The organism is Actinomadura syzygii (assembly GCF_008085905.1).
Taxonomy (GTDB): Bacteria; Actinomycetota; Actinomycetes; order Streptosporangiales; family Streptosporangiaceae; genus Spirillospora; species Spirillospora syzygii.
The window spans coordinates 298,328-320,858 of the sequence record NZ_VSFF01000005.1 but is presented as its reverse complement, the minus strand read 5'-3'; the positions used below and the strand labels follow the sequence as shown (position 1 = coordinate 320,858).

General features: G+C 72.8%; 19 protein-coding genes. 8 read left to right on the top strand and 11 right to left on the bottom strand.

Annotation, left to right across the window (positions count from 1 at the left end):
• The first annotated feature begins 56 nt into the window (after window positions 1-56).
• Both FXF65_RS14115 and FXF65_RS14110 read left to right on the top strand, forming a co-directional pair.
• Window positions 57-971 (top strand): Rieske (2Fe-2S) protein, encoded by a 915-nt coding sequence (locus tag FXF65_RS14115; protein ID WP_148350360.1) that lies wholly within the window; start codon window positions 57-59, stop codon window positions 969-971.
• A 112-nt stretch (window positions 972-1,083) separates the two neighbouring features.
• Window positions 1,084-3,339, top strand: a complete 2,256-nt coding sequence (locus FXF65_RS14110) for a terpene synthase family protein (RefSeq protein ID WP_148350359.1) — start codon at window positions 1,084-1,086, stop codon at window positions 3,337-3,339.
• On the opposite strand, the gene FXF65_RS14105 is transcribed toward FXF65_RS14110, so the two are convergent.
• The 4 genes from FXF65_RS14105 to FXF65_RS14090 form a co-directional block, all read right to left on the bottom strand.
• Window positions 3,264-3,698 carry a hypothetical protein gene (locus FXF65_RS14105; protein WP_148350358.1) on the bottom strand — a complete coding sequence of 145 codons (435 nt, stop codon included), beginning with the start codon at window positions 3,696-3,698 and terminating at the stop codon, window positions 3,264-3,266. The genes FXF65_RS14110 and FXF65_RS14105 overlap by 76 nt on opposite strands.
• A 248-nt stretch (window positions 3,699-3,946) precedes the next feature.
• Complete coding sequence (locus FXF65_RS14100; protein WP_148350357.1) at window positions 3,947-4,186, bottom strand: hypothetical protein; 240 nt, start codon at window positions 4,184-4,186, stop codon at window positions 3,947-3,949.
• 89 nt (window positions 4,187-4,275) lie between these two features.
• Entirely contained in the window at window positions 4,276-5,046 is a 771-nt protein-coding gene (locus FXF65_RS14095; protein ID WP_148350630.1) for a sulfite exporter TauE/SafE family protein, read from the bottom strand.
• A 5-nt stretch (window positions 5,047-5,051) separates the two neighbouring features.
• Window positions 5,052-5,840, bottom strand: a complete 789-nt coding sequence (locus FXF65_RS14090) for an ABC transporter ATP-binding protein (RefSeq protein ID WP_148350356.1) — start codon at window positions 5,838-5,840, stop codon at window positions 5,052-5,054.
• 216 nt (window positions 5,841-6,056) lie between these two features.
• Between FXF65_RS14090 and FXF65_RS14085 the strand changes: the two genes are divergently transcribed.
• Complete coding sequence (locus FXF65_RS14085; protein WP_148350355.1) at window positions 6,057-6,830, top strand: hypothetical protein; 774 nt, start codon at window positions 6,057-6,059, stop codon at window positions 6,828-6,830.
• An 83-nt stretch (window positions 6,831-6,913) separates the two neighbouring features.
• Here the strand turns inward: FXF65_RS14085 and FXF65_RS14080 are convergent, their stop codons facing one another.
• The 5 genes from FXF65_RS14080 to FXF65_RS14060 all read right to left on the bottom strand — a co-directional run bounded on the left by FXF65_RS14080 (window position 6,914) and on the right by FXF65_RS14060 (window position 11,239).
• The gene (locus FXF65_RS14080) at window positions 6,914-7,636 is read right to left on the bottom strand and encodes an RDD family protein (protein WP_148350354.1); all 723 of its coding nucleotides are present in this window, start codon (window positions 7,634-7,636) and stop codon (window positions 6,914-6,916) included.
• An 89-nt stretch (window positions 7,637-7,725) separates the two neighbouring features.
• Window positions 7,726-8,175 carry a DUF2752 domain-containing protein gene (locus FXF65_RS14075; protein ID WP_246198614.1) on the bottom strand — a complete coding sequence of 150 codons (450 nt, stop codon included), beginning with the start codon at window positions 8,173-8,175 and terminating at the stop codon, window positions 7,726-7,728.
• Window positions 8,176-8,502: 327 nt separating this feature from the next.
• The gene (locus tag FXF65_RS14070; protein ID WP_148350353.1) at window positions 8,503-9,291 is read right to left on the bottom strand and encodes a PP2C family protein-serine/threonine phosphatase; all 789 of its coding nucleotides are present in this window, start codon (window positions 9,289-9,291) and stop codon (window positions 8,503-8,505) included.
• Window positions 9,292-9,329: 38 nt separating this feature from the next.
• Window positions 9,330-10,031 (bottom strand): response regulator, encoded by a 702-nt coding sequence (locus FXF65_RS14065; RefSeq protein WP_148350628.1) that lies wholly within the window; start codon window positions 10,029-10,031, stop codon window positions 9,330-9,332.
• A gap of 62 nt (window positions 10,032-10,093) precedes the next feature.
• Window positions 10,094-11,239 carry a GAF domain-containing sensor histidine kinase gene (locus FXF65_RS14060; RefSeq protein WP_148350352.1) on the bottom strand — a complete coding sequence of 382 codons (1,146 nt, stop codon included), beginning with the start codon at window positions 11,237-11,239 and terminating at the stop codon, window positions 10,094-10,096.
• 214 nt (window positions 11,240-11,453) lie between these two features.
• Between FXF65_RS14060 and FXF65_RS14055 the strand changes: the two genes are divergently transcribed.
• From FXF65_RS14055 to FXF65_RS14035, 5 genes are read left to right on the top strand one after another with little or no spacing between them, the layout of a single operon-like run.
• Complete coding sequence (locus FXF65_RS14055; protein ID WP_148350351.1) at window positions 11,454-12,203, top strand: SDR family NAD(P)-dependent oxidoreductase; 750 nt, start codon at window positions 11,454-11,456, stop codon at window positions 12,201-12,203.
• On the top strand, window positions 12,200-13,561 hold the full coding sequence (locus tag FXF65_RS14050; protein WP_148350350.1) for an MFS transporter: 1,362 nt from the start codon (window positions 12,200-12,202) through the stop codon (window positions 13,559-13,561). Before FXF65_RS14055 ends, FXF65_RS14050 begins: the two co-directional genes overlap by 4 nt.
• On the top strand, window positions 13,558-14,583 hold the full coding sequence (locus tag FXF65_RS14045; RefSeq protein WP_148350349.1) for an S-adenosylmethionine:tRNA ribosyltransferase-isomerase: 1,026 nt from the start codon (window positions 13,558-13,560) through the stop codon (window positions 14,581-14,583). Before FXF65_RS14050 ends, FXF65_RS14045 begins: the two co-directional genes overlap by 4 nt.
• Before the next feature lie 57 nt (window positions 14,584-14,640).
• Window positions 14,641-15,861 carry a phosphoserine phosphatase SerB gene (gene serB, locus FXF65_RS14040; RefSeq protein WP_148350348.1) on the top strand — a complete coding sequence of 407 codons (1,221 nt, stop codon included), beginning with the start codon at window positions 14,641-14,643 and terminating at the stop codon, window positions 15,859-15,861.
• 9 nt (window positions 15,862-15,870) lie between these two features.
• A complete protein-coding gene (locus FXF65_RS14035) occupies window positions 15,871-18,159 on the top strand; it encodes an FUSC family protein (RefSeq protein WP_148350347.1) in 2,289 nt (762 codons plus the stop codon).
• A 236-nt stretch (window positions 18,160-18,395) separates the two neighbouring features.
• Here the strand turns inward: FXF65_RS14035 and FXF65_RS14030 are convergent, their stop codons facing one another.
• Both FXF65_RS14030 and FXF65_RS14025 read right to left on the bottom strand, forming a co-directional pair.
• Window positions 18,396-18,863: a SixA phosphatase family protein gene (locus FXF65_RS14030; protein ID WP_148350346.1), complete on the bottom strand. Its 468-nt coding sequence runs from the start codon at window positions 18,861-18,863 to the stop codon at window positions 18,396-18,398.
• Window positions 18,864-19,825: 962 nt separating this feature from the next.
• Complete coding sequence (locus tag FXF65_RS14025) at window positions 19,826-22,267, bottom strand: sodium-translocating pyrophosphatase (RefSeq protein WP_148350345.1); 2,442 nt, start codon at window positions 22,265-22,267, stop codon at window positions 19,826-19,828.
• Window positions 22,268-22,531: the final 264 nt, after the last annotated feature.

Sequence of the window (22,531 nt, the reverse complement as noted above, 5' to 3'; positions counted from 1 at the left end):
CCGACAGGGGGCTCGGACGAATGCGAGGTCTCAAGCACAAGCCGCGGAGGAGGGGCATGAACCGCAGGACGAACATCTTCCGGCGAATGTCCCGGCCGGAGGGGCCGGCGCGGCTCGCCGACGTCACCGACCGGTTGGAGCAGGCCCAGGGCCTCGACGGGGTCGTCCGCGGGCTGTCCCTGGCCGTGCGGCGGGTGCTGCGCCCGGGGCCGGTCAAGGACGCCCTGCACGGCGTCCCGGCCGGGCATCCCGCGCATCCGCCGCTGACCGACGGGCCGATGGGCTTCTGGATGTCCGCCGCCGTCCTGGACCTGATGCCGGGCGCGCGGCGCGCCGCCGGGACCCTGGTCGCGGCCGGGCTGGCGAGCGCCGTCCCGACCGTGCTGACCGGCGTCGCCGACTGGGCGTCGCTGCACCGCGAGCAGCAGCGCGTGGGGCTCGTCCACGCCGCCGGGATGGCGACGGCGAGCACGCTGTACTCGGCGTCCCTGGTGGCCCGCTACCAGGGCCGGGACGCCGCCGGGCGCGCGTTCGGCTACGCCGGGCTGTCCGCCCTCCTCGTCGGCGGCTACCTCGGCGGGCACCTCGCGTTCCGGCAGGCCGCGGGCGCGAGCCACGCCGACCAGATCGGCCACCTCGTCACGCTCGGCTGGCACGACCTCTGCGCGGCCGACGAACTCCCCGACGGCTGGCCCGTGCACCGCCGCCTCGGCTACATCGGCCTGTTCGTGCTGCGTACCGGCGACGAGATCCACGTCCTCGCCGACCGCTGCAGCCACCTCGCCGGGCCCCTCCACCAGGGGCGCATCGTCACCGACGACAACGCCGACGTCTGCGTCGTCTGCCCGTGGCACGGGAGCACGTTCCGCGTCCAGGACGGGGCCGTCGTGCACGGGCCCGCGACCGCCCGGCAGCCCGCCTTCGAGACTCGCGTCACGGAGGAGGGCACGGTCCAGGTCCGTCCTTTCTAGGGGTTCGGGGGCTGGTCCACAGGTCCATTGCGGTCAGCAGAACATCCCGCAAGAGTGACTGATGGTAGTTGAATACTGACTCTGTGCATATGTCGCTCGTAGTGTGGCGGCCATGACGTCCATCGCCCTCCCGCCGCTCCCGATGCCGTACCCGGCGCGCCTCAACCCGCACCACGCCCGGGCCCGGTCCGCCGCGAAGCGGTGGGCCCTCGACATCGGGATCCTCGGCTCCGACGAGTCCCGCTGGGACGAGGCGGACTACGAGGCCATCGACTTCGCCAGATTCGCCGCCTACGGCTTCCCGGACGCCCCCGCGGACGAACTGGAGCTCCTCACCGAGTGGTACGTCCTCGGCTGGTTCATCGAAGACCACACGGACCGACTCACCACGGCCAAGGGCGCCCCGACCTTCCACCCCACCCGCCTACGCGCCTTGACCCCGCTCAACCCCGAGGCGGAGGGTGTCGGGGTCGAGGTGGGGGTGGTGGAGCGGGGGCTCGCTGATCTGTGGGTGCGGACCGTGCCGGGGACGTCGGCCGGGTGGCGGCGGCGGTTCGCGGACGCCTTCCACGGCGCGGTCGAGTCCTCGGCCGGGATGCTGGAGTTCCCGGAGCCCGCCGTCCTCGACCCGATGGAGTACCTCGGCCTGCGGCGCGAGCACGGCGGCCCGTTCTGGACGGCGCGGCTCGTCGAGCACTCCGTGCGCGCCGAGGTCCCCGAACGGCTCGCCGGGACGCGGCCGCTCCGCGTGATCGAGACGAGCTTCGCCGACGTCGTCGGCCTGCGCGACGACCTGTTCCGGCACGCCCGCGACGCGCGGAGGGGGTCGTCGTTCAACGTCGTCCCCGTCCTCGCCGAGTGGCTCGGCTACACCCGCCAGCAGGCGGCCGACCTCGTCGGGGACCTGCTCACCGGGCGGATGGGCCAGCTCGAGGACACCGTCCGCGACGAGCTCCCCGGCCTCGCCGCGCGGGAGGGCATGACGTGCGCCGAGGTCGCCTCGGTCGGCGCCTACGTGCAGGCGCTGCGCGACCACATCGCGGGCGACCTGCGCTGGCACCGCTCGACGTCCCGGTACGGGGCCGCGGAACCGCCGCGCGTGGACTGGACGCGCCGGGCCCACCGTCCGTCCACCGCACGCGCCGGGCACTTCGCCGGACGGCCCCTGGCGATGCCGTACCGGATCCGGCGCAACCCGCACGTCGAGGTGTGCGGGCTCAAATCGACCGACTGGGCCCGGCGGATGGGCCTGCTGCGCACGAACGGCGTCCCCGGCTCCGGAGCCTGGACGGAGCGGCAGTTCGCGGCCGAGGACCTGGCCTACATCCCCGCCACCGCCTTCCCGGACGCGCCGCCGCCCCGGCTGGAGCTGGTCGGCCAGTGGCTGATCTTCGCCCTCTACATGGACGACCTGGTCGTCGAGCTGTTCAAGCGGGGCCGCCCGCTGGGCCCGGGCGACCTCGCCGCCGCCGAGACGCTGTTCGCCCGGCTCCCCGCGTTCATGCCCGCCGACCGCGCCGCCCCCGCGCCCCCGCCGCTCAACATCCTGGAGCGGTGCCTGACCGACCTGTGGCCGCGCAGCGCCGAACTGTTCCCGGACCGCGTCGACGGCCTGGCCGACTACTGCTCAGGCCACCTGTGGGAGCTGTTCAACCTGCACCAGCGCCGCGTCCCCGAGCCGCTGGACTACTTCGACTGGCGGCGGCGCTCGTTCGCGTACACCCTCAACCTCACCTTCATCAGGGCGGCCGCCGACATCCGGCTGCACCCGGCGCTGTCGGCCAGCCGCCAACTCCGCGCCCTCGACAACGCGGCCATGGACGCCATGCTCCTGTTCAACGACGTGTTCTCCGCCCGCAAGGAGGTGGAGCTCGAACGCTGCCTGAGCACCGCGACCCTCCCGCTGGAACGCCTCCTCGGCCAGACGCGCGCCGAGTCGCTCCGCACGCTGAACGACCTGGCGGGCGTCCGGCTGCGCCGCTTCGACCACATCGCCACCGAGCGGTTGCCCGCCCTCACCGCCAAACTCGGCCTGGACGCGGACTCCCGCGGAGACCTCGACCGCTACGTGGACGCCCTGCGGTCGTGGCTCGCCGCCGTCCACCACTGGCACCACGCGGGCGACCGCTTCTCCACCCGGACGACCCCGCGCCCCACGCTGGGCACGTCCGCCAGCCGTCCCACGGCGGTGCAGGCCGCCCGCGCCCTCCGCAACACGCTGGCCGTCGCCGCGCCCGACCCCTGGCTAGCGAGCCTCACCGAACGCCCGCCGCCGCCCGACGACGCCCCGAGTCAACTGAACGATGGGCGCCTCCGGAGGACGGTGCCCACGAGGACCTCTTCGTCGGGCTGGGCGGAGTCGGCGTAGGGAGCGGTGCCTCGTTCGGCGATCCGCGCCGAGGTGATGGTCAGTTCGTAGTGGGCCCACACCATGGCGGCGTCGGCCAGGCGGCGGGGCGTCGCGTGGATCAGGTGGACGTCCGGCGAGTCGGCAACGACCAGCAGGACCGGCTCGCCGCGATCCAACTGGACGGCGGTCGGGTCGTCCGGCCAGACCGCCACGCGCAGCCGCAGGCCGTCGAGCACGCGCAGCTCGCCCCAGTCGGGGACGCACACCCGCGGACGGCCGTCCGCGCCGCCGGTCAGCATGAGGACGGGGCGCCGCCGCGCCTGCGCGCTTCTGATCACGTCAAGGGAGGTCGAAAGGACGTCGGGCGAGGCTGTCATCGGCATCTCCGCCTTACGTCGAAGGTCCGCGGCCGCCCCGGAGTACCCCCTCCGAGCCGACCCCATCGTTCGAATACATGTTCGATATTACTCGATGGGTACGACCTTTCGCCCCCGCCGATCCGCCACGATCCCCTGACCCGCCGGCCACCCGACCCCACCAGCCCGCCGGGCAGGCCGACCGGCGGGCACGTCGGCTAGTCGGGCACGTCGGCTAGTCGGGCACGTCGGTCAGTCGGGCACGTCGGTCAGTCGGGTGTGTCGGCGGAGCGGTCGGAGACCGGGTACTCGACCAGGGCCAGGACCCGGCTGGCCATGAAGCGGGCCGTGCGGACCGCGGTGCCGGTGCGGGTCACCTCGCTGACCTCGACGACGCCGCGGCGGGTGGCGATGTCGACGCGGCGGCCGGCGCGGCTCGCCACGACCTCGTACGTCCGCGTCCCCTCGCCGCCGGCGTCGATGACGATTTCGACCCTGTCGCCCTTCATCGGCGCGAACCTCCGATAGTCGAACGTATATTCGACCTATACCCGGAACGTCCGCCCGCGAACCCTGACTGGGGCGCCGAAACCGCTGGTCACAGCAGGAGATTCACGATGGCGACGAGGCCGACCACCACGATCACGCCGCGCAGCACCAGCGGCGGGATCCGGCGTCCGACCCGGGCGCCGAGGAACCCGCCGACCGTCGCGCCGGACGCGATCATCAGCACCGCCCACCAGTCGACGCGCGTGTCCGAGAACAGCCACATGAGCGTGAACAGGATCCCGGCCGTCCCGTTCACGAGGGCCGCGAGGACGTTCTTCGCCGCGTTCAGCCGCTGGAGGTCGTCGTCCAGCATGATGCCGAGCAGGGCGATGAGGATGATCCCCTGCGCGGCCCCGAAGTAGCCGCCATACACGCCCGTGAGCAGCACGCCGATCCACAGCGCGGCGCCGCCGTGCGGGCGGTGCTCGCCCTCGCGCCGCCGCAGCATCCACCGCTGCAGCCGGGGCTGCGCCACCACCAGCACCAGCGCGATCACGATCAGCGCGATCACGATGACGTCGAACGCCCCGGCCGGGAGGCCGAGCAGCAGCAGCCCGCCGATCACCGCGCCGATGAGGGACGCGCTGACCAGCCGCATCAGCCGTCCGCGCTGCCCCTTCAGTTCCTCCCGGTACCCGTAGGCGCCGGTCGCGCTGCCGGGCACGAGCCCGATCGTGTTCGACACGTTCGCCACCACGGGCGGGAACCCGAGCGCCACCATGGTCGGGAAGGTGATCAGCGAACCCGAGCCGACGATCGTGTTGATGCCGCCCGCGGCGATCCCGGCGGCGAAGATGATCGCCGCGTCCAGCACGTCGATCGAGCTCAGCGGACGGACCTCGCGTACCAGCGCCCGTTCTGCCGGTCCACCGCGAGCGGGAGGCCGAACGTGCCGGACAGGTGCTCGGCGGTGAACACCTCGTCCACCTTGCCCTGCGCGACGATCTCCCCGCCGCGCAGCAGCAGCGCGTGGGTGAAGCCCTCGGGGACCTCCTCGACGTGGTGCGTGACCATCGCCATCGTCGGCGCGGTCGGGTCGTCGGCGAGGGCGGCGAGGCGGGCGACGAGGTCCTCGCGGCCGCCGAGGTCGAGGCCCGCGGCGGGCTCGTCCAGCAGCAGCAGCTCCGGGTCGGGCATCAGCGCGCGGGCGATCTGGACGCGCTTGCGCTCCCCCTCGGAGAGCGTGCTGAACGTCCGGCGGATCAGGTCGGCGCAGCCGAGTGCGTCGAGCAGCGCGACGGCGCGGCCGACGTCCGTGGAGTCGTACTCCTCCTGCCAGCGGCCGAGGATCGCGTACGAGGCGGTCAGCACCAGGTCGATGACCGTCTCCCCGGTCGGCACCTTCTCCGCGAGGGACGAGCTGGCGAGGCCGATGCGCGGACGCAGCTCGAACACGTCCGTCCGGCCGAGCTCCTCCTCCAGGATCCGGACGGAGCCCTCGGTGGGGTGCATCATCGCGGCGGCGATCTGGAGCAGGGTCGTCTTGCCCGCCCCGTTGGGTCCGACGATGACCCAGCGGTCGCCCTCGTTCACCGTCCACGTCACGTCGCGCAGCAGGTTGGCCCCGCCGCGCCTGACCCCGACTCCGCGGAGTTGAAGCACCTCGCCGGTCATCGCGCGCCTTCGTCCCTCCGTGGTCCCGGATCCTCAGAAGAGAACTTATGCGATGGGGGACGGCCGCGGATCCCCGGCTCCCCACCGAGAAACCACCGCCCCTGGACCCCTCCGCGCGGCCCGCTCCGGCGCGAGAGGTTCGTTACGCGCTGCTGCGAGGGCGATCGGAGCGCTTATGGTGGATCGCATGCCCATCAGGGAGTGTTGGGGACGGCAATGAGCAAGGACGCTGCGACCGCGCTGGCCGCCTGGGGCAATGCCTGGCTGACCGGACACGTCGGCCTGGACGAGGCGGTCGACGCGGTCGAGAAGACCGCGGGCCCGCAGATCCTGCGCGGCGCCTCATCGAACGGACACGGACCGGCCGAGGCGCCGCTCCGCGGCGCGCTCGGCGACCTGCGGGTCGCCGGGATGACCGCGCTGCGGCTGGCCCTGCCGGAGCCGGGCGACCCGCTCGGGCTCACCGGCCCGGCCGCGTTCAACCGCGCCGCGATCGACGCGGGCACCGCCGTCGTCGCGGTGTTCGGCGACCGGGCGGTCGGCCTCGTCCCGGCCGACGACCTGCGCGGATCGTCCTACGTCGGGATCTGCTGGACGGCCTGCGAGGCGGCCCGGGCCGAGCCGGACGTGCCGTCCCTCGCCGACGCCGACCGGCAGCTCGCCCTCGCCATGCGGGACGCGACCGAGGCGCTCCTCACGGTCGACGACTTCGCGGGCGTCCCGCCCGAGATCGCGGACGCGCTCGCCGCGCTGCGCGACCCGGACCGCGGCGACCATCCGCTCGCCCCCGGCTACCCGCCCCGCGCGCACCGCGTGGCGGCGCTCGCCGTCCGGCTGTCCCTCGTCGTCGACCTCGCCCGCCGGATGGACGACCGCGGGCTCGGCGCCGACCAGATGCGGCGCCGCGGCGAGGCGCTCCGGCTGCTCGACCGGGCCGTCCGCCGGGCGCTCGTGGCGGCCTGCAACAGCGCCTTCGACCCCGTCCCGTAGCACCCGTCCCATAGAACTCGTCCCGTAGAACGAGAACGGGGCGCCCCCGAAGGGGACGCCCCGCGCTGCCGCGAGCCCGGTGATCAGGTGCGGACGACGATGGTGCTGCAGATCTTGTCGGCGAAGGTCTGCTTGCGCTCGTCCCACAGCGGCCAGAGGAAGCCGATGTAGCACAGGAAGCTGTCGGCGATGTGCGCGAACTTGCGGGCGATCGCCATGCCGAACCCGATCGGCTGCCCGGTCTGCGCGCTGACGAGCCGGATGCCCAGCTGCCGCTTGCCGATGGACTGCCCGGTGGTGCCCTCCTGGTAGCAGATCCACAGGCCGGCGCCGATCATCAGGGCGAAGCCGATGAGGTAGAACAGGATGCCGATCGCCGCCGCGCCGCCGCTGCCGGAGCTCGCGAGCAGGCCGCCGATGAAGTACAGCACCCAGAACGGCGCCATGAAGATGAGGTAGTCGATGATGTAGCCGCCGGCGCGCGACCCCCACTCGGCGAGCTGCCCGCCGCCGCCGTAGTGGTGGTGGTGCACCTCCTGGTACCCGGGCGCGGCCGGGGGCGGCGCGCCGTAGCCGGGCTGGGCGGAGGGCGGCTGCTGCCCGTAGCCGGGCTGGGCCGGGGGCTGTCCGTAGCCCGGCTGCGCCGGGGGCTGTCCGTACCCGGGCTGCGCCGGGGGCTGCTGCCCGTACCCGGGCTGCTGGCCCGGCTGCTGGCCGTAACCGGGCTGGCCCGGCTGCTGGCCGTACCCGGGCTGCTGCTGCCCGTAGCCCGGCTGCTGGCCGTACGGGTCGTAGGGGTTACCCACACTTGCTCCTTATTGATTGACCCTGTGGTTATGTGACGCCCGCCGGACCCGGAGGGCTCCGCAAGTCTGTCGGAGGATCGTCCTCCGGCTCAAACCCGCAGAACGCCGAACCGGGCGAGCTGCCACAGCTCCGACCCCACGAGGGCGGTGCCGAGCATCCAGGCACGGGTCTTCGGCTGGAGTGCCCACCACCGTCGTCCCAGCCCGAGGGGCGCGACCGCGACCGCGACCGCGCCGGCGAGGACCACGGGGTTCGCGAGCGCCGCCTGGGCCGGACGGCCCCCGCCGAACTCGATGAACACGGTGGTGCCCCCGCACACGGGACAGGGGACTCCGGTGAGCGCCCGTAGGGGACAGAGCACGCCGGGGTCGTCGAGTCGGTGGACCAGCGCGGCGCCGACGGCCGCGGCCGCCATCGCCGCGACGCGCAGCACCACACCCAGGGGTCCGTGCCGCGCCGCGGTGAGGGTCCGGCTGACGAGCCCGCCGAGCACACCTTCCGGTGCACCGGTGGCCGCCGCCCCGGGCGCTCCCCCCAACGGATCCTCCGCCTCGAAAGAAATAAAGCTGAGTGACCCGTATACCGGGTCCACCCCAAGGCGGGTCAAGTCCGGGCAACGATCCGCGATCGGACCGTTACCCCGCACGCATCGACACCGCCTCGAAGGTAAGAGTAGGACAAACCGCCAGCTACATGGGCACTCTTTCGCCCGGCGATTGTCACGAAATGGACGACGCGCTCCCGGAACGGAACACGGGATCGCGGGCGGGACGGGACGCGCCGAAGTCACACGGGGGCATGCGCGCGCAACACGTGAAGGAGGGTCCGGCCGGGACGCGGACGGCCGGACTCGTGCGGTGCCCGGTCAGGCTTGGGCGGCGGCGCCGACCACGACGGGGGGCTCCGCGCCGCGGGCGTGCTCGGCCTCGACGACGTCGGCGATGACGGCGGTGATGTTGTCCGGCCCGCCGTTGTCGCGGGCCTGCGCGATCAGCCGGTCGACGGCGCGCCGCGGGTCCGCCTCGGCGGACAGGATCTCGTAGATGCGCTGGGCGTCGACGGGACCGGACAGGCCGTCCGAGCAGAGCAGGTAGCGGTCGCCGAGGCGGGCCTCGCGCAGCCGCAGGTCGGGCTCGCGGTCCTCGCGCCCGTCCAGCACCCGGTACAGGACGTGCGACAGCCGGGACGTCTCGGCGGGGTCGGCCTGCTGGCCCGCCTGTTCGGCCTCCGCCTTGAGCAGCTCGTCCATCGTGTGGTCCTGCGTCATCTGGAACAGCTCGCCGTCGCGCAGCAGGTAGCCGCGCGAGTCGCCGACGTGCGCGAGCGCGACGGACTCGCCGGACCACAGCATGGCGGTCAGCGTCGTGCCCATCCTGCTCAGGTCGGGACGTTCCTCCCGGACGATGCGCAGCTTCTCGTTGGCCTCGGCGACGGCGCGGCCCAGCATGTCGACGAGGTCGTCGCCCTGGCGGGCGTCGGCGTCGAGCGAGCGGAGGGACCCGATGACCGTCGAGCTCGCGACCTCGCCGCCCGCGTAGCCGCCCATGCCGTCGGCGACCGCGATCAGCCGCGCGCCGGCGTATCCCGAGTCCTCGTTGTTCTCTCGGTTGCAGCCGATGTCGCTTCCGGCCGCGTATCTGATTGCTACGTTCATACCAATTTCGATGACGATCCTGTCAGAGGAGTTTTGTTTCAGTCGCGGACGTCGGCCCTGCCGATTTCCCCGGCGAACCCGGCCGTGCCGTCGTCGCCGGAGGAGTCGACGCCGTGCCGGACGGCGTACAGGGCCGCCTGCGTCCGATCCTGGACTCCCAGTTTCATGAGCAGATTACTGACGTGCGTCTTGACCGTCTTCTCGGACACCACGAGCGCGCGTGCGATCTCCCGGTTGGACCTGCCCCGCGCTATGTGCACGAGCACCTCCCGTTCCCGTTCGGTCAGCGCGGCGAGGCCGCGGTCGTCACCCTGGCCGGGGCCGCCGGCCGTCCCGGACCGCACCATCGCCTCGGCCGCGTCGGGCGCGAACAGGACGTGCCCGTCGTGCACGGCGCGGATCGCCTGGACGAGCGCCTGCGGGTCGACGTCCTTGTACAGGTACCCGGCGGCGCCCGCCCGCACCGCCGGGAGCACGTGCCCGCGCTCCGTGACGCTGGTCAGGACGAGGACCCGTGCCGCCACCCCACGAGCCCGCAGCTCCGTCAGCGCGGTCAGGCCGTCGGCGCCGGGCATCTTGAGGTCCATGAGCACGATATCGGGCTCCAGGGATTCGGCCAGTGTCACGGCCGATGTGCCGTCCGCTGCCTCCCCGACGACGTCGATGTCGTCCTGGATGCCGAGGAACGTGCGCAGCCCCTGCCGGACGACCGGATGGTCGTCGGCGATGAGCACCCTGATCGGCGCCTTCCCTCTGAGGTGCGGGGGAACGTCCCCGCCCGCGGGGGCGCGGCCGTCGGCGGTCACAGCGGCACCTCCAGCCGGACGGTCGTGCCGCGTCCGGGCGCGGCGTCGATGGTGAGGTCGCCGCCGATCGAGTACGCCCGGTCGCGCATGGACGCGAGGCCGAGCCCGTTCTGCGGCTCCGCCGTGTCGGCCGGGTCGAAGCCCGTGCCGTCGTCGGCGACCTCCAGCACGGCCTGCCCGTCCGCGGTGCCGAGGCGGACCTCGACCGTCCGGGCCTTGGCGTGCCGGAGCGCGTTGTAGAGGGCCTCCTGCGTGATGCGGAACGCGACGGCCTCGTGCTCCTCCGGCAGGACGACGGCCTCGTCGGCCGCGATCCGCACCTCGGCCTCGTGCGCCCGGTCGAGCACCTCGACGTGCTTGCGCAGCGAGGACACCAGCCCGTCGGCGAGGTCGGCCGGGCGCAGCTCGAAGATCACGGCGCGCAGCTCCGCGAGCGCCTCCGCCGCGAGCCGCTCCACCTGCTCCAGCTCGCGGATGGTCCGCGCCGGGTCGCGTTCGGCCAGCGCGGACGCGGTCCGCGCGGTCAGCCGCAGCGAGAACAGCTTCTGCGCGACGGCGTCGTGCAGCTCGCGCGCCATCCGGTTGCGCTCCGCGACGACGGTCAGCTCCCGGTTGTGCTCGTACAGGCGAGCGTTCGTCACGGCGATCGCGGCGTGCGCGGCGAACAGGGTGAGGACGTCCTCGTCGTCCTGGGTGAAGCCGCCCGGGGTCCGCTTGTTGGCGAGGAAGACGATGCCGAGGACGTCCTCCGCGTCGCGGATCGGGACGCCGATGAAGTCCTTCAGGACGGGATGCGCGACCGGCCACCCCTCGAACTCGGGCTCCCGGCGGATGTCGGCGAGCCGCTTCGGCGTGTCGCCCTTGAGCATCGCGGCGAGCATCCCGTGCTGGCGGGGCAGTGGACCGATCCGCTCCCACTCCTCGTCGGAGACGCCCTCGACGACGAACTCGGCGAAGGAGCCCTCGTCGTCGGGCACGCCGAGCGCGGCGTAGCGGGCGTCCAGCAGCTGCGCCGCCGCCCGGACGATCACCTGCAGCACCTCGTGCACGGACAGGTGGCGGGTGACCGCGAGCACGGCCGAACTGACGGCGTGCAGGGTCGCGCCCTGCTCACCGCCGCCGCAGCCGTCGCCCGTCTCCATCCGGCCTCTCGTCTCCGCTGGCCGCGCGCCCTTCCGGCGCCCGCATGTGAAGACCGTACTCTCTGTAGGGGCCTTCTCGAATCAGCCCCGGGGAGGACGCGCGCGGACGGGACCGTCCGCTCGTCCGGGACGCGGGTCCTAGGACCATCTGACCACCGCCGCCGGGGCCCGTCGGCCGATGCCGCGGACGCCTCCGTTTCCTAGCGTCGAGGGCATGAACACCGCCCTCTCCGACACCCCGTCCGCCAGGACGGCCCTGATCACCGGGGCGTCCCGCGGGCTCGGCCTGGCGCTCGCCCGGACGCTGGCCCGGGACGGCTGGCGCGTCGTCGCCGACGCCCGCGACGCGGACGCGCTCAAGGCCGCCCTCGGCGAGATCGAAGGCGACGTCACCGCGATCCCCGGGGACGTCACCGATCCGGCCCACCGCGCCGCGCTCGTCCAGGCGGCCGGAAGCGGGATCGACCTGCTCGTCAACAACGCGAGCACGCTCGGCCCGACGCCGCTGCCCCGGCTCGCGGACCTGCCCGTCGCCGACCTCGCGGCCACGTTCGCCACGAACGTCCTCGCACCGCTGGCGCTGATCCAGGACGTGCTGCCGCGCCTGCGGGGGCGGCGCGGCGCGGTCCTCAACATCAGCTCGGACGCGGCCGTCGAGGACTACGCGACGTGGGGCGGCTACGGAGCGTCGAAGGCCGCGCTGGAGCAGCTCTCGAACGTCCTCGCCGCGGAGGAGCCGGACGTCGCCGTCTGGTGGGCCGATCCGGGCGAGATGAACACCGCGATGCTCCGCGCCGCCGGGGAGGACGCCGACGCCGCGCCGCCGCCCAAGGAGGCCGCCGCCGCGCTGCTCCGCCTCGTCGCCGAGCACCTTCCCAGTGGCCGGTACCGGGTCGTTCCGGGGGGCGTGGGGGGTCGTCCCCCCACCATGATTCGGGCCGCTGACCTGGCCGGTGCAAGATGACCACCGTGCTGGAGCATGAGCGGAAGACGATCCCCGCGGGCGGCGTGCTGCGGGCCGGGTACCGGGGCGCGACGTTCGGGATCGTCCTGGTCGTCACGCTGCTGGCCTTCGAGAGCATGGCGGTCGGAACGGTCATGCCGGTCGTCACCGACGACCTGAACGGCCTTTCCCTCTACGCGTGGGGTTTCAGCGCCACACTGATCATGAGCCTGCTGTCGACGGTGCTCGCGGGCGGCTGGGTGGACCGGTCCGGGCCCGTGCAGCCGCTGCTCGCCGGGCTCGGGACGTTCGTCGTCGGGCTGATCGTCGCGGGCGCGGCGCCGTCCATGTGGCTGTTCGTCGCCGGGCGCGCCGTGCAGGGCCTCGGGACGGGCGTCTCGCTCGTCGCGCTGTACGTCGTGATCGCCCGCGTGTACCCGGAGGAGATGCGCTCCCGCGTTTTCGCGGCGCTGTCGGCGGCGTGGGTGCTGCCGTCGCTGATCGGGCCGGCGGTCGGCGGCGTCGTCGCCGAGCACGTCGGGTGGCGGTGGGTGTTCCTCGGGCTGGTGCCGCTGGTCGTCCCGCCGACCGTGCTGCTCGTCCCGGCGCTGCGCGAGATCAGGACCGTGGACGTCGCCCCGACCCCCGGCCGGGGCCGGTACGTGGCCGCCGTGTCGGTCGCGGCGGGCGCGGGCGTCCTGCTCTACGGCCTCGACCGCCCCGGCTGGACGCTGGCGGTCGCCGCCGTCGCCGGGCTCGCGGGCCTCGCGTTCGGACTGCCCCGGCTGCTGCCCGCCGGGACGATGCGGCTCCGCCGGGGCCTGCCGAGCGTCGTGCTCGTCCGGGGGCTGCTGTCCGGTTCGTTCTTCGGCATGGACGTCTTCATCCCGCTCGCGCTGACCCGGCTGCACGGGTTCAGCGCGGCGCAGGCAGGGATCGTGCTGACGGTCGGCGCGCTCGGCTGGTCGGCGGCGTCCCAGATCCAGGGCCGTTCGCAGCGGCCCCGCGAGTTCTACGCGCTGCTCGGCGCCGTCCTCGTCACCGCCGGGATCGCCGCCGCGGCCGTCATGCTCCAGATCTCCGGCTGGCTCGCCGCGCCCGCGTGGATCATCGGCGGCGCGGGGATGGGCTTCGCGATCGGGAGCCTGTCGGTCCTGCTGCTCGACCTGTCCCCGGAGGAGGAGCAGGGCGTCAACTCGTCCGCGCTGCAGATCGGCGACACGCTCGGCTCGTCCCTCGTGGTGGGCGCGGCGGGCGCGCTGGTCGCCGGGTTCGGGACCGCGCGGCTCGGCACGGGCCTCGCCGTCGCCGGGACGCTGTTCGCCGCGATCGCCCTGCTCGGCGTGTTCGCGGCCCTCCGGCTGGAGGTGCGGGAATGACCGTCGAGTTCACCCTGCCGCCCGCGCTGGAGGCGCACGAGCCGCCGGAGTCGCGCGGCCGGAGCCGGGACGGCGTCCGCCTCCTCGTGTCCCGCCGCGCCACCGGCGAGGTCTCCCACTACGGGTTCCGCGACCTGCCCGCGCTGCTCGACCCGGGCGACCTGCTCGTGGTCAACACGTCCGCGACGCTGCCCGCCGCCGTCCGGCTGGACCGGATCGGCGTCCACTTCTCGACGCCCGTCCCCTCGGCGGACGACGACCGGCTGTGGCTGGTGGAGCTGCGGCGCCTCACCGGCAAGGCCAGCGCGCCCTATTCGGGCGGTTCGCCGGGCGAATGGATCCCGCTGCCCGGCGGCGCGACCCTCACCCTGGTCGGACGGCGCACCCGGCGGCTCTGGGAGGCGCGGCTGAGCACGGAGGTCGTCCCCTACCTGCGGCGGCACGGCGTGCCGATCCGGTATGGGTACGTACGGCGCGACTGGCCCACGGCCGCCTACCAGACGGCGTTCGCCTACGACCGGTCGTCCGGCGGGGCGGAGATGCCGAGCGCCGCCCGCCCGTTCACGCCCGAACTGGTGACGCGGCTGGTGTCGGGCGGCGTCCACATCGCGCCGATCACGCTGCACACCGGGGTCGCGTCACCGGAGGCGGGCGAGCCGCCGTACGCGGAGCGCTACGAGGTGCCGGAGGCGACGGCCGCGCTGGTCGGACATGTCCGGAAGCGGGGCGGACGGGTGATCGCGGTCGGCACCACCGCCGTCCGCGCCCTGGAAACATCCGTCGACGGCTCCGGGAACGTTCGAGCCGCCAAAGGGTGGACGGAACATGTCGTGACGCCCAAGAGCGGCGTCCGAGCCGTGGACGGCCTCCTCACCGGTCTGCACGAGCCGAAGTCGTCGCATCTGCTGATGCTCACGGCCATTGCTGGCCAAGATCTGCTCGCCGCCACGTACGCCGCCGCGCTATCGGAAGGCTATCTCTGGCACGAATTCGGGGACGTGAACCTGATCGTCGCGAGGTGAACGGGGTGCCCCTGCCGGAAGAGCAGTGATCCACGGCCGGTACCGTGGAAAGCAGTCATGGACGTGTCAGCGCAGCGCACGCTGCTCATCACACTCACCGGACGCGACCGCCCCGGAGTGACGTCGCGCCTCTTCAGGACACTCGCCGAGTTCCCGCTCACCGTCGCCGACGTCGAGCAGGTCGTCATCCGCGGACGGCTCGTCCTCGGCGTGCTCCTCTCCTACAGCGAGGGCGCCGACATAGGCCGCGTGTGGAACACGGCCGAGCGTGTCGCGAACGACCTCGACATGGAGATCGAGCTGTCCACCGGACGCAGCACGCGGATGCCGAAGCGGCGCGGGCGGCTGCACGTGACCGTGCTCGGAGCGCCGCTGCGGCCCGCCGCGATGGCCGGGATCGCCGGGCGGATCTCCGCGCACGGCGCCAACATCGACCGGATCGAGCGCCTCGCGTCGAACCCCGTCACCTGCATCGAGCTGGACGTCTCCGGCGCCGACCCGGACGCCCTCCGCGCCGCCCTCACCGCCGAGGCCGCGGAGCAGCAGGTGGACGTCGCCGTCCAGCAGAGCGGGCTGCACCGGCGCGCCAAGCGGCTGATCGTCATGGACGTCGACTCCACCCTCATCCAGGGCGAGGTCATCGAGCTGCTCGCCCGGCACGCCGGGTGCCTCGACGAGGTCGCCAAGGTCACCGAGGCCGCGATGCGCGGCGAACTCGACTTCGAGGGCTCGCTCCGCGAGCGCGTCGCCCTGCTCGCCGGGCTGGACGCCGCCGCCGTCGACGCGGTCCGCGGCGAGGTGAAGCTCGCCGCCGGGGCCCGGACGCTCGTCCGGACGCTGAAGCGCCTCGACTACAAGTTCGCGGTCGTCTCCGGCGGGTTCACCCAGGTCACCGACGGCATCGTCGACGACCTGGGGATCGACTACTCGGCCGCGAACACGCTGGAGATCGCGGACGGGAAGCTCACCGGCCGCGTCACCGGCCCGGTGATCGACCGCGCCGGGAAGGCCGCCGCGCTCGAACGCTTCGCCCGCGAGGCGGGCATCCCGATCAGCCAGACCGTCGCCATCGGCGACGGCGCCAACGACCTCGACATGCTCCAGGCGGCCGGGCTCGGCATCGCCTACAACGCCAAACCGGTCGTCCGGCAGGCCGCCGACACCGCGGTCAACGTCCCCTACCTGGACACGATCCTCTTCCTCCTCGGCATCTCCCGCGAGGAAGTAGAGGCGGCGGATGCCCAGGACCCGCATGGGGGCACCGTCTCTCCTGGGTAGACCCCCCTTGTGATCAAGCGGGTGCGGGAGGCGTACGCGCTCGCCGGCGGGGGGTCGGCGGCGCCGTTCTACGGGCTCGCCGCCGCGCTCGCGATGGCCGTCCCGCTGTTCGCCGGGGCGCTCACCGGGCACGGCCCGCAGGGTTCGATGATCGCGCTGGGCGCGTACCTGGTCGCGCTGCGGACGCCGGAGGGCCCGTACGGGGCGCGGGCCAGGGACCTCGCGGTCGGCGTGCTCGTGGTCGCGATCGGGTCGACGACGGGCGGGCTGCTGAGCGGGCACACGTGGCTCGCGGTCGCGGCCGTCCCGCCGCTGATCGCGCTCGGCGTCGCCGTCCCGCGGATCGGGTCGACGGCGGGGCTCGCGGTGCTGCTCAGCGCGGTCCGGCCGCCGTCCGCCGACGTGATCGGGATCGGGCTGCTGGAGCTGATCGGCGGGCTGCTCACCGCCGGGCTGCTGCTCGCGCCGTGGCCCGCGCGGCGGCTGCGCCCGCTGCGCGCCGCGCTCAGCGAGGCCGCCGACGCCGTCGCGGAGGCGCTGGACGCGGTCGCGCAGGACGTCGTGGTCGCAGACGCCGCCCCCCTCGACTCCGTCGAGCTGACGAACCCCGACCTGCTGGACGTGGCCCGCATCCCCGACTGGGAGGCCAAGCGGCGGGCGGCGTCCGAGGCGCTGACCACGGTCCGCGCCACGTACGCGCTGTACCGGTCGGGGCACGGCGGCGGCGACCCGACCCGTCCGGAACGGCTGATCGACGCGCTCGGCCGCGTCCTGCACGAGACGGTGACGCTCCAGGCCGTCATCGAGGCGGCGAAGAACTACCCGCCGGACCGCGACTGGGCCCTGGAGACGCAGACCGCGATCTGGGCGCTGGCGGCGCGGCTGCGGCTGCTCGCCGGGGCGGTCGGCACGGCGGGCGAGGCGCCGCTCGGCGGGGAGGAGTCCGCGGCCGTCCGGCGGCTCGGCCGCGCCGCCGAGCAGATCAGGCGCGCCGGGCTGGCCGGGGACGAGGACCTCGTCGCGGTGTCGCTGATCGGGCAGGTGAACCGGTCGATCGTCCGGATCGCGGGCGAGATCGCGTCCACCCGGCGGATCGTCGCGGGCGGGTTGCGGTTCGGCGTCGGGCCGCCGCGGCTGCCGGGGACGCTCGACCCGATGCCCGTGTGGACCGAGGCGCGGCGCGCCGTACGGACCCGCTCGCCGATGTTCCGGCAGGTGGCGCGGGTGTTCGTGACGGCCGTCGCGTCGATGTCGATCGCCGCCGCGCTGCACCTGTCGCACGGCCACTGGATGACGGTCACCGCGATGCTGAGCCTGCGCGCCACCTACGGCGAGACGGTCGAACGCCTCGTGCAGCGCGTCGGCGGCACCGCGGCCGGGGCCGTGGTCGCCGCGCTCATCCTGACGCTGGCCGCCGACCAGCCCACCACCGCGCTGATCGTGTTCGGCTTCGCGCTGGCCGGGTTCGCGATGCGGTCGGTCAGCTTCGCCTACTGGGCGCTGTTCGGGACGCCGCTGGCGATGATGCTGCTCGACTTCTCCACGCCGGCCGGGTGGGCGACGGCCGGGGAGCGGATCGTGCTGACCTTCGCGGGGACACTGATGTCGTTCCTCGCCGTCCGGCTGCTGTGGCCCGCAGGGCATCTTGAGCGGCTGCCGGTTCGGCTGGAACGGCTGCTGGACACGCACGCGGACCTCGTCCGGACGACGGCGGACGTGCTGTCCGGGGAACGGGTGCGGCTGCCTTACGACCGGATCGTCGGCGCGGAACGGGCTGCTGAGGCGGTCGCGGACACGGGGAGGCGGCTGGGGCAGGAGCGGGTCCCGGACGAGGGGCTGATCGCGATGCTGGAGACGGCCGTCGAGGCCGCGCACCGGACCCGCGACCACCTGATCGCGGTGGCCCGGTTGTCGCGGGAGGAGGCCGTGGACACGGGGCCGATGCCCGAGATCCTGGACCGCCTCGCCGACCAGTTGGAGGAGACGGCGGACCTGGTGGAGGAACCTGCGGACCGCGCTCCTGGGGAGCCGTCGCCGGTGGAGGAGCTGAGCGAGGAGCTCGCGGATCTCGACTCGCATTTGTCGACGCTGACGCGGAGGCGGCGGGCGGAGATCGCGTCGGGGGGTGGCGGGGAGGACATGACGCCTGTGCAGCACGCATTGCTGCAGGTGTCCGGGACGCGGCACACGATCGGGGCGCTACGCCGCGACACCGGGACGGTCATCGAGTCGTCCCTGGACGCGGTAGACCGCCTCCGGGAACGAGACCGGGGGACATCGCTACGACTGCGCCCCTGAACGGGTCTTGTCGGCTGGCCTGGCCTGATCTCATCGGGTCCCGCCACGGGGGGCGCGTGGAGTTATCCACAATCTGCGGCCCATCTTCCGGGGACGTGCGCCGGGTGTTGACATGGGAGGTAAGCGGCCCGCCCCCGGGTGGGAGGGGCCTGCTCTTCAACCTGTGTAAGACGGGGCTCTTCAATCCCGGCGGGACGAGCTTGCTCTTCAACCCTGTGCGGGAGGGGGCGGTCGGGTCAGTCCTTCGGGGTGCGGACGGTGCGGAGCGTGCCGATGCCGGGGCGAGCCTCAGCCCATGTGCCGGGCAGGTCGATCACGGCGAGCGCGCAGGTCGGGAAGGCGTCCGGGGACTGTCCAGTCAGGTCGTGGACGAGCTGGTGCACCGACGGGTTGTGGCCGACGAGCAGCGCGCGTTCCGCGTCGTCCGCGACGCGGTTCACGAGGGCGAGCAGGGTCTCCGGGTCGTTGTCGTAGATCCCGGACTCGAAGCTCACCTCGGCCTCGATCCGCAGCAGCGAGAGCGTCTCGCGCGTCCGCGCCGCCGGGGAGCACAGCACCGCGCCGGGGACGAGGTCGTTCGCACGCAGCCAGTCGCCGGTCGCCGTGGCGTCCGCGCGGCCGCGATCGTTCAGGACGCGGTCGATGTCCGGTGTCCCGAGGCCCGCGACGGCCTTCGCGTGGCGGAGCACAATGAGCGTCGGCATGATCGCCACCCTACTCAGCGGGGCCGTCCGCGCACTACATGGACTGCGCGGACGTGGGGCACACGGCGACCACGGGCACGCTGGTACGCGGGTACGGGACGGGGTGGATACAGGGAGGGTGAAGCGGGCGGCTACGGTGCGACGAGCGCGGCGATGACCCAGAGGACGAGCATGATGCCGAGCATCCCGCCCAACATGATCGCGAAGCCCTTGGGCCCCGAGATGGTCGACTTGCCGCCGTCGCCAGCCACAACGCCTCCAGCTTCCCTGCTTCTAGTAGCCACTGGTTACCAGCTTCCAACTTCAATGATTGGACGCCGCGTTCCCGTGAGGCTTTGCATTGCTCCCCATGAGACTCCGCGTTCCCGGGAGGTTGTGCGTTGCTCTCGTGGAGAGTCCGCGTTGCAGGACCGCCGCGTTCCTTAGCAAGCGTACGTCCGCCCCCCACCATGTCGAAAAGCAGGCCCCTCCAACCTGGCTTGAAGCAGGCCCCGCCCCACCCGGGTTGGAGGGACAGCCCGGTCCCGCCCAGGTCGACGGGCAAGCCCGTCCCGCCTAGGTTGCAAGCCAGGCCCCTCCCCCAGATCGACGAGCAGACCCGTTCCATCCGATGGAACAGCAGGCCCCTCCCACCCGGAGTTGAAACAAGTCCGTCCCCGCCCAGGTTCGAGAGCAGGCGCGTTCCGGCCCAGGTCGACGGGCAAGCCCGTCCCGCCCGAGTTGAGGAGCGGGCCCCTCCCACACAGGGTTGAAGAGCAGGCCCCTCCCACACGGGTTGAAGAGCAGGCCCCTCCCGCCCGGGGGCGGGCCGCTTACCTCCTATGTCAACACCCGGCGCACGTCCCCGGAAGATGGGCCGCAGATTGTGGATAACTCGGCGGACGCCTGGACGTTCGAAGGCGTGGCTGGGCGTGCGAAGGGCCGGTGGCGTGTTCTGCCACCGGCCCTCGCCTGACGGATTGTCAGCCCTTGTTCGCGGGTTCCTCCTCGTTGCCCGCCTCGGCCTTGGTGCCCTCGGCACCCACCGCGGCCTCCTCGGGCGCGCTCCCCTCGACCGCGCCGCCCTTCGCCTCGCCGCTCGCCGCGGCGGGCGGAACGGCGCCGCCCGCGGGCTCGGCGATCGGGTCGGCGCGCCGCTTGGACACGACGATCGCGGCCACCACGACCGCGACGGCGAAGATGGTCACCCCGGCGCGCAGGGCCGTGTTGTCCGCGTACCGGACGACGGCGTCCGCGATCAGCAGCGCGACCAGGTTCATCACCTTGATCAGCGGGTTGATGGCCGGGCCCGCGGTGTCCTTGAACGGGTCGCCGACCGTGTCGCCGATCACCGTCGCCTCGTGCGCCTGGCTGCCCTTGCCGCCGAGGTAGCCCTCCTCGACGAGTTTCTTCGCGTTGTCCCAGGCGCCGCCGGAGTTCGCGAGGAACACCGCCATCAGCACCCCGGCCGCGATCGCGCCACCGAGGTAGGCGCCGAGCGGCGCGTACCCGAGCGCGAAGCCGACCGCGATCGGAGTCATGATCGCCAGCAGTCCGGGGGTCGCGAGCTCGCGCTGCGCGTCCGCCGTGCAGATGGAGACGACCCGGTCGTAGTCGGGCTTCTCGGTGTAGTCCATGATCCCGGGCTTGGTGCGGAACTGGTCGCGCACCTCGACCACGACACGTCCGGCCGCGCGGCCGACCGCCATGATCGCCAGGCCGGAGAACAGGAACACGACGGCCGCGCCGATGATCAGCCCGATCAGCACGTTCGGACTGTCGATCGAGATGTTGAACACGGCGAAGTCGCCGAGCGCCTTCTTCGCGTCCCCGGACGCGTCGTTGATCGCGGAGATCACCGTCGTCCGGAACGAGCCGAACAGCGCGGTCGCGGCGAGCACCGCCGTCGCGATCGCGATGCCCTTGGTGATCGCCTTGGTGGTGTTGCCGACCGCGTCCAGCCGCTCCAGCACCTTCGCGGCCTCGCCCTGGACGTCCCCGGACATCTCGGCGATGCCCTGGGCGTTGTCGGAGACGGGGCCGAAGGTGTCCATCGAGACGATGACGCCGACCGTGGTCAGCAGCCCGGTGCCCGCCATCGCCACCGCGAACAGCGCGACGGTGGTGTTGCCGAAGCCGAGCAGGAACGCGCCGTACACCGCCGCGCCGATCACCAGCGCGGTGTAGACGGCCGACTCCAGGCCGAGCGAGATACCGGACAGGATGACGGTCGCCGGGCCCGTCCGGGCGCTGTCGGTGACCTCCTTGACCGGCTTGCGGTTCGTCTCGGTGAAGTAGCCGGTGAGCAGCTGGATCGCGCTCGCCAGCACGATGCCGATGATCACGGCGCCGAGCGCGACGAGGCGCGGGTCGTGGTCGAGGCCGCTGATCTCCTTGTCGGTGACGCCCTTCAGGTCGGCGAACGACGAGGGCAGGTAGGCGAACGCGGCGATCGCCACCAGCACCGCGGAGATGATCGCGGAGATGAAGAAGCCCCGGTTGATCGCCGACATCCCGGAGCGGTCGCCCGCCCGGGGCGCCACGGCGAAGATGCCGATCACCGCGGTGATGACGCCGATCATCGGGACGACCAGCGGGAACACGAGTCCCTGGGTGCCGAACGCCGCGGTGCCGAGGATCAGCGCCGCGACCAGCGTGACCGCGTACGACTCGAACAGGTCGGCGGCCATCCCGGCGCAGTCGCCGACGTTGTCGCCCACGTTGTCCGCGATGGTCGCGGCGTTGCGCGGGTCGTCCTCCGGGATGCCCTGCTCGACCTTGCCGACCAGGTCGGCGCCGACGTCGGCGGCCTTCGTGAAGATGCCGCCGCCGACTCGCATGAACATGGCCAGCAGCGCGGCGCCGAAGCCGAAGCCCTCCAGCACCTTCGGTGCGTCGCCCTGGTACGCGAGGACGACGACCGCGGCGCCGAACAGCCCGAGGCCAACGGTGAACATGCCCGCGACGCCGCCGGTGCGGAACGCGATGCGCATCGCGGTCCGCTCGCCGCCCTCCTCGCGGGCGGCCGCGGCGACCCGGACGTTCCCCCGGACCGCCAGCCACATGCCGGTGAACCCGGTGACCGCCGAGAAGATCGCGCCGATGACGAAGAAGACCGACCGTCCGATCCGCTCACCGGTCGAGTCGGCGGGGAGCAGCAGCAGGACGAGCGGGATCAGCACCACGAAGACCGCGACCGTGCGGAACTGGCGTTTCAGATAGGCGCTCGCGCCCACCTGAACGGCTCGCGCGATCTCCTGCATCTTGTCGGTGCCCTGGCCCGCGGCCAGGACATCGCGCACGAGACCCGCGGCGACGGCCAGTGCCAGCAGTGCGATCACAGCGACGACGACGACCAATGACAGGTCGCCGCCGCCGAGATCTACTTCTGCGCTGGCCGGGCTTGACAGGGAAAGCCCAGACATTCGTCCTCCTCGACAGGGGTGTTGCGATCTCGATCGCAAAAAGACGATCTTTACCGCGTACCCCGCGAGTCATGATTTCGAACGCCTCGCACGGCAGCGCGGGTCCCGGGAGTCTACGCAGGCGGCACTCGAATGTTAAGGCCGCAGGGCCCTTGAGAAGGATGTCGCCGAAATGCAACGAAGGATACGCCGAATTTTGACCTCAAAGCCGACTCATGCGGCATCTTCCCAGGTCAACGGGGGTTAGGCCGTTATTACCCCACA

Bases quoted from the DNA above. Each gene is read 5' to 3' on its own strand.
- FXF65_RS14115 (WP_148350360.1), top strand. From the start codon at position 57: ATGAACCGCAGGACGAACATCTTCCGGCGAATGTCCCGGCCGGAGGGG.
- FXF65_RS14110 (WP_148350359.1), top strand. From the start codon at position 1,084: ATGACGTCCATCGCCCTCCCGCCGCTCCCGATGCCGTACCCGGCGCGC.
- FXF65_RS14105 (WP_148350358.1), bottom strand. From the start codon at position 3,698: ATGACAGCCTCGCCCGACGTCCTTTCGACCTCCCTTGACGTGATCAGA.
- FXF65_RS14100 (WP_148350357.1), bottom strand. From the start codon at position 4,186: ATGAAGGGCGACAGGGTCGAAATCGTCATCGACGCCGGCGGCGAGGGG.
- FXF65_RS14090 (WP_148350356.1), bottom strand. From the start codon at position 5,840: ATGACCGGCGAGGTGCTTCAACTCCGCGGAGTCGGGGTCAGGCGCGGC.
- FXF65_RS14085 (WP_148350355.1), top strand. From the start codon at position 6,057: ATGAGCAAGGACGCTGCGACCGCGCTGGCCGCCTGGGGCAATGCCTGG.
- FXF65_RS14070 (WP_148350353.1), bottom strand. From the start codon at position 9,291: ATGAACGTAGCAATCAGATACGCGGCCGGAAGCGACATCGGCTGCAAC.
- FXF65_RS14060 (WP_148350352.1), bottom strand. From the start codon at position 11,239: ATGGAGACGGGCGACGGCTGCGGCGGCGGTGAGCAGGGCGCGACCCTG.
- FXF65_RS14055 (WP_148350351.1), top strand. From the start codon at position 11,454: ATGAACACCGCCCTCTCCGACACCCCGTCCGCCAGGACGGCCCTGATC.
- FXF65_RS14050 (WP_148350350.1), top strand. From the start codon at position 12,200: ATGACCACCGTGCTGGAGCATGAGCGGAAGACGATCCCCGCGGGCGGC.
- FXF65_RS14045 (WP_148350349.1), top strand. From the start codon at position 13,558: ATGACCGTCGAGTTCACCCTGCCGCCCGCGCTGGAGGCGCACGAGCCG.
- serB (WP_148350348.1), top strand. From the start codon at position 14,641: ATGGACGTGTCAGCGCAGCGCACGCTGCTCATCACACTCACCGGACGC.
- FXF65_RS14030 (WP_148350346.1), bottom strand. From the start codon at position 18,863: ATGCCGACGCTCATTGTGCTCCGCCACGCGAAGGCCGTCGCGGGCCTC.
- FXF65_RS14025 (WP_148350345.1), bottom strand. From the start codon at position 22,267: ATGTCTGGGCTTTCCCTGTCAAGCCCGGCCAGCGCAGAAGTAGATCTC.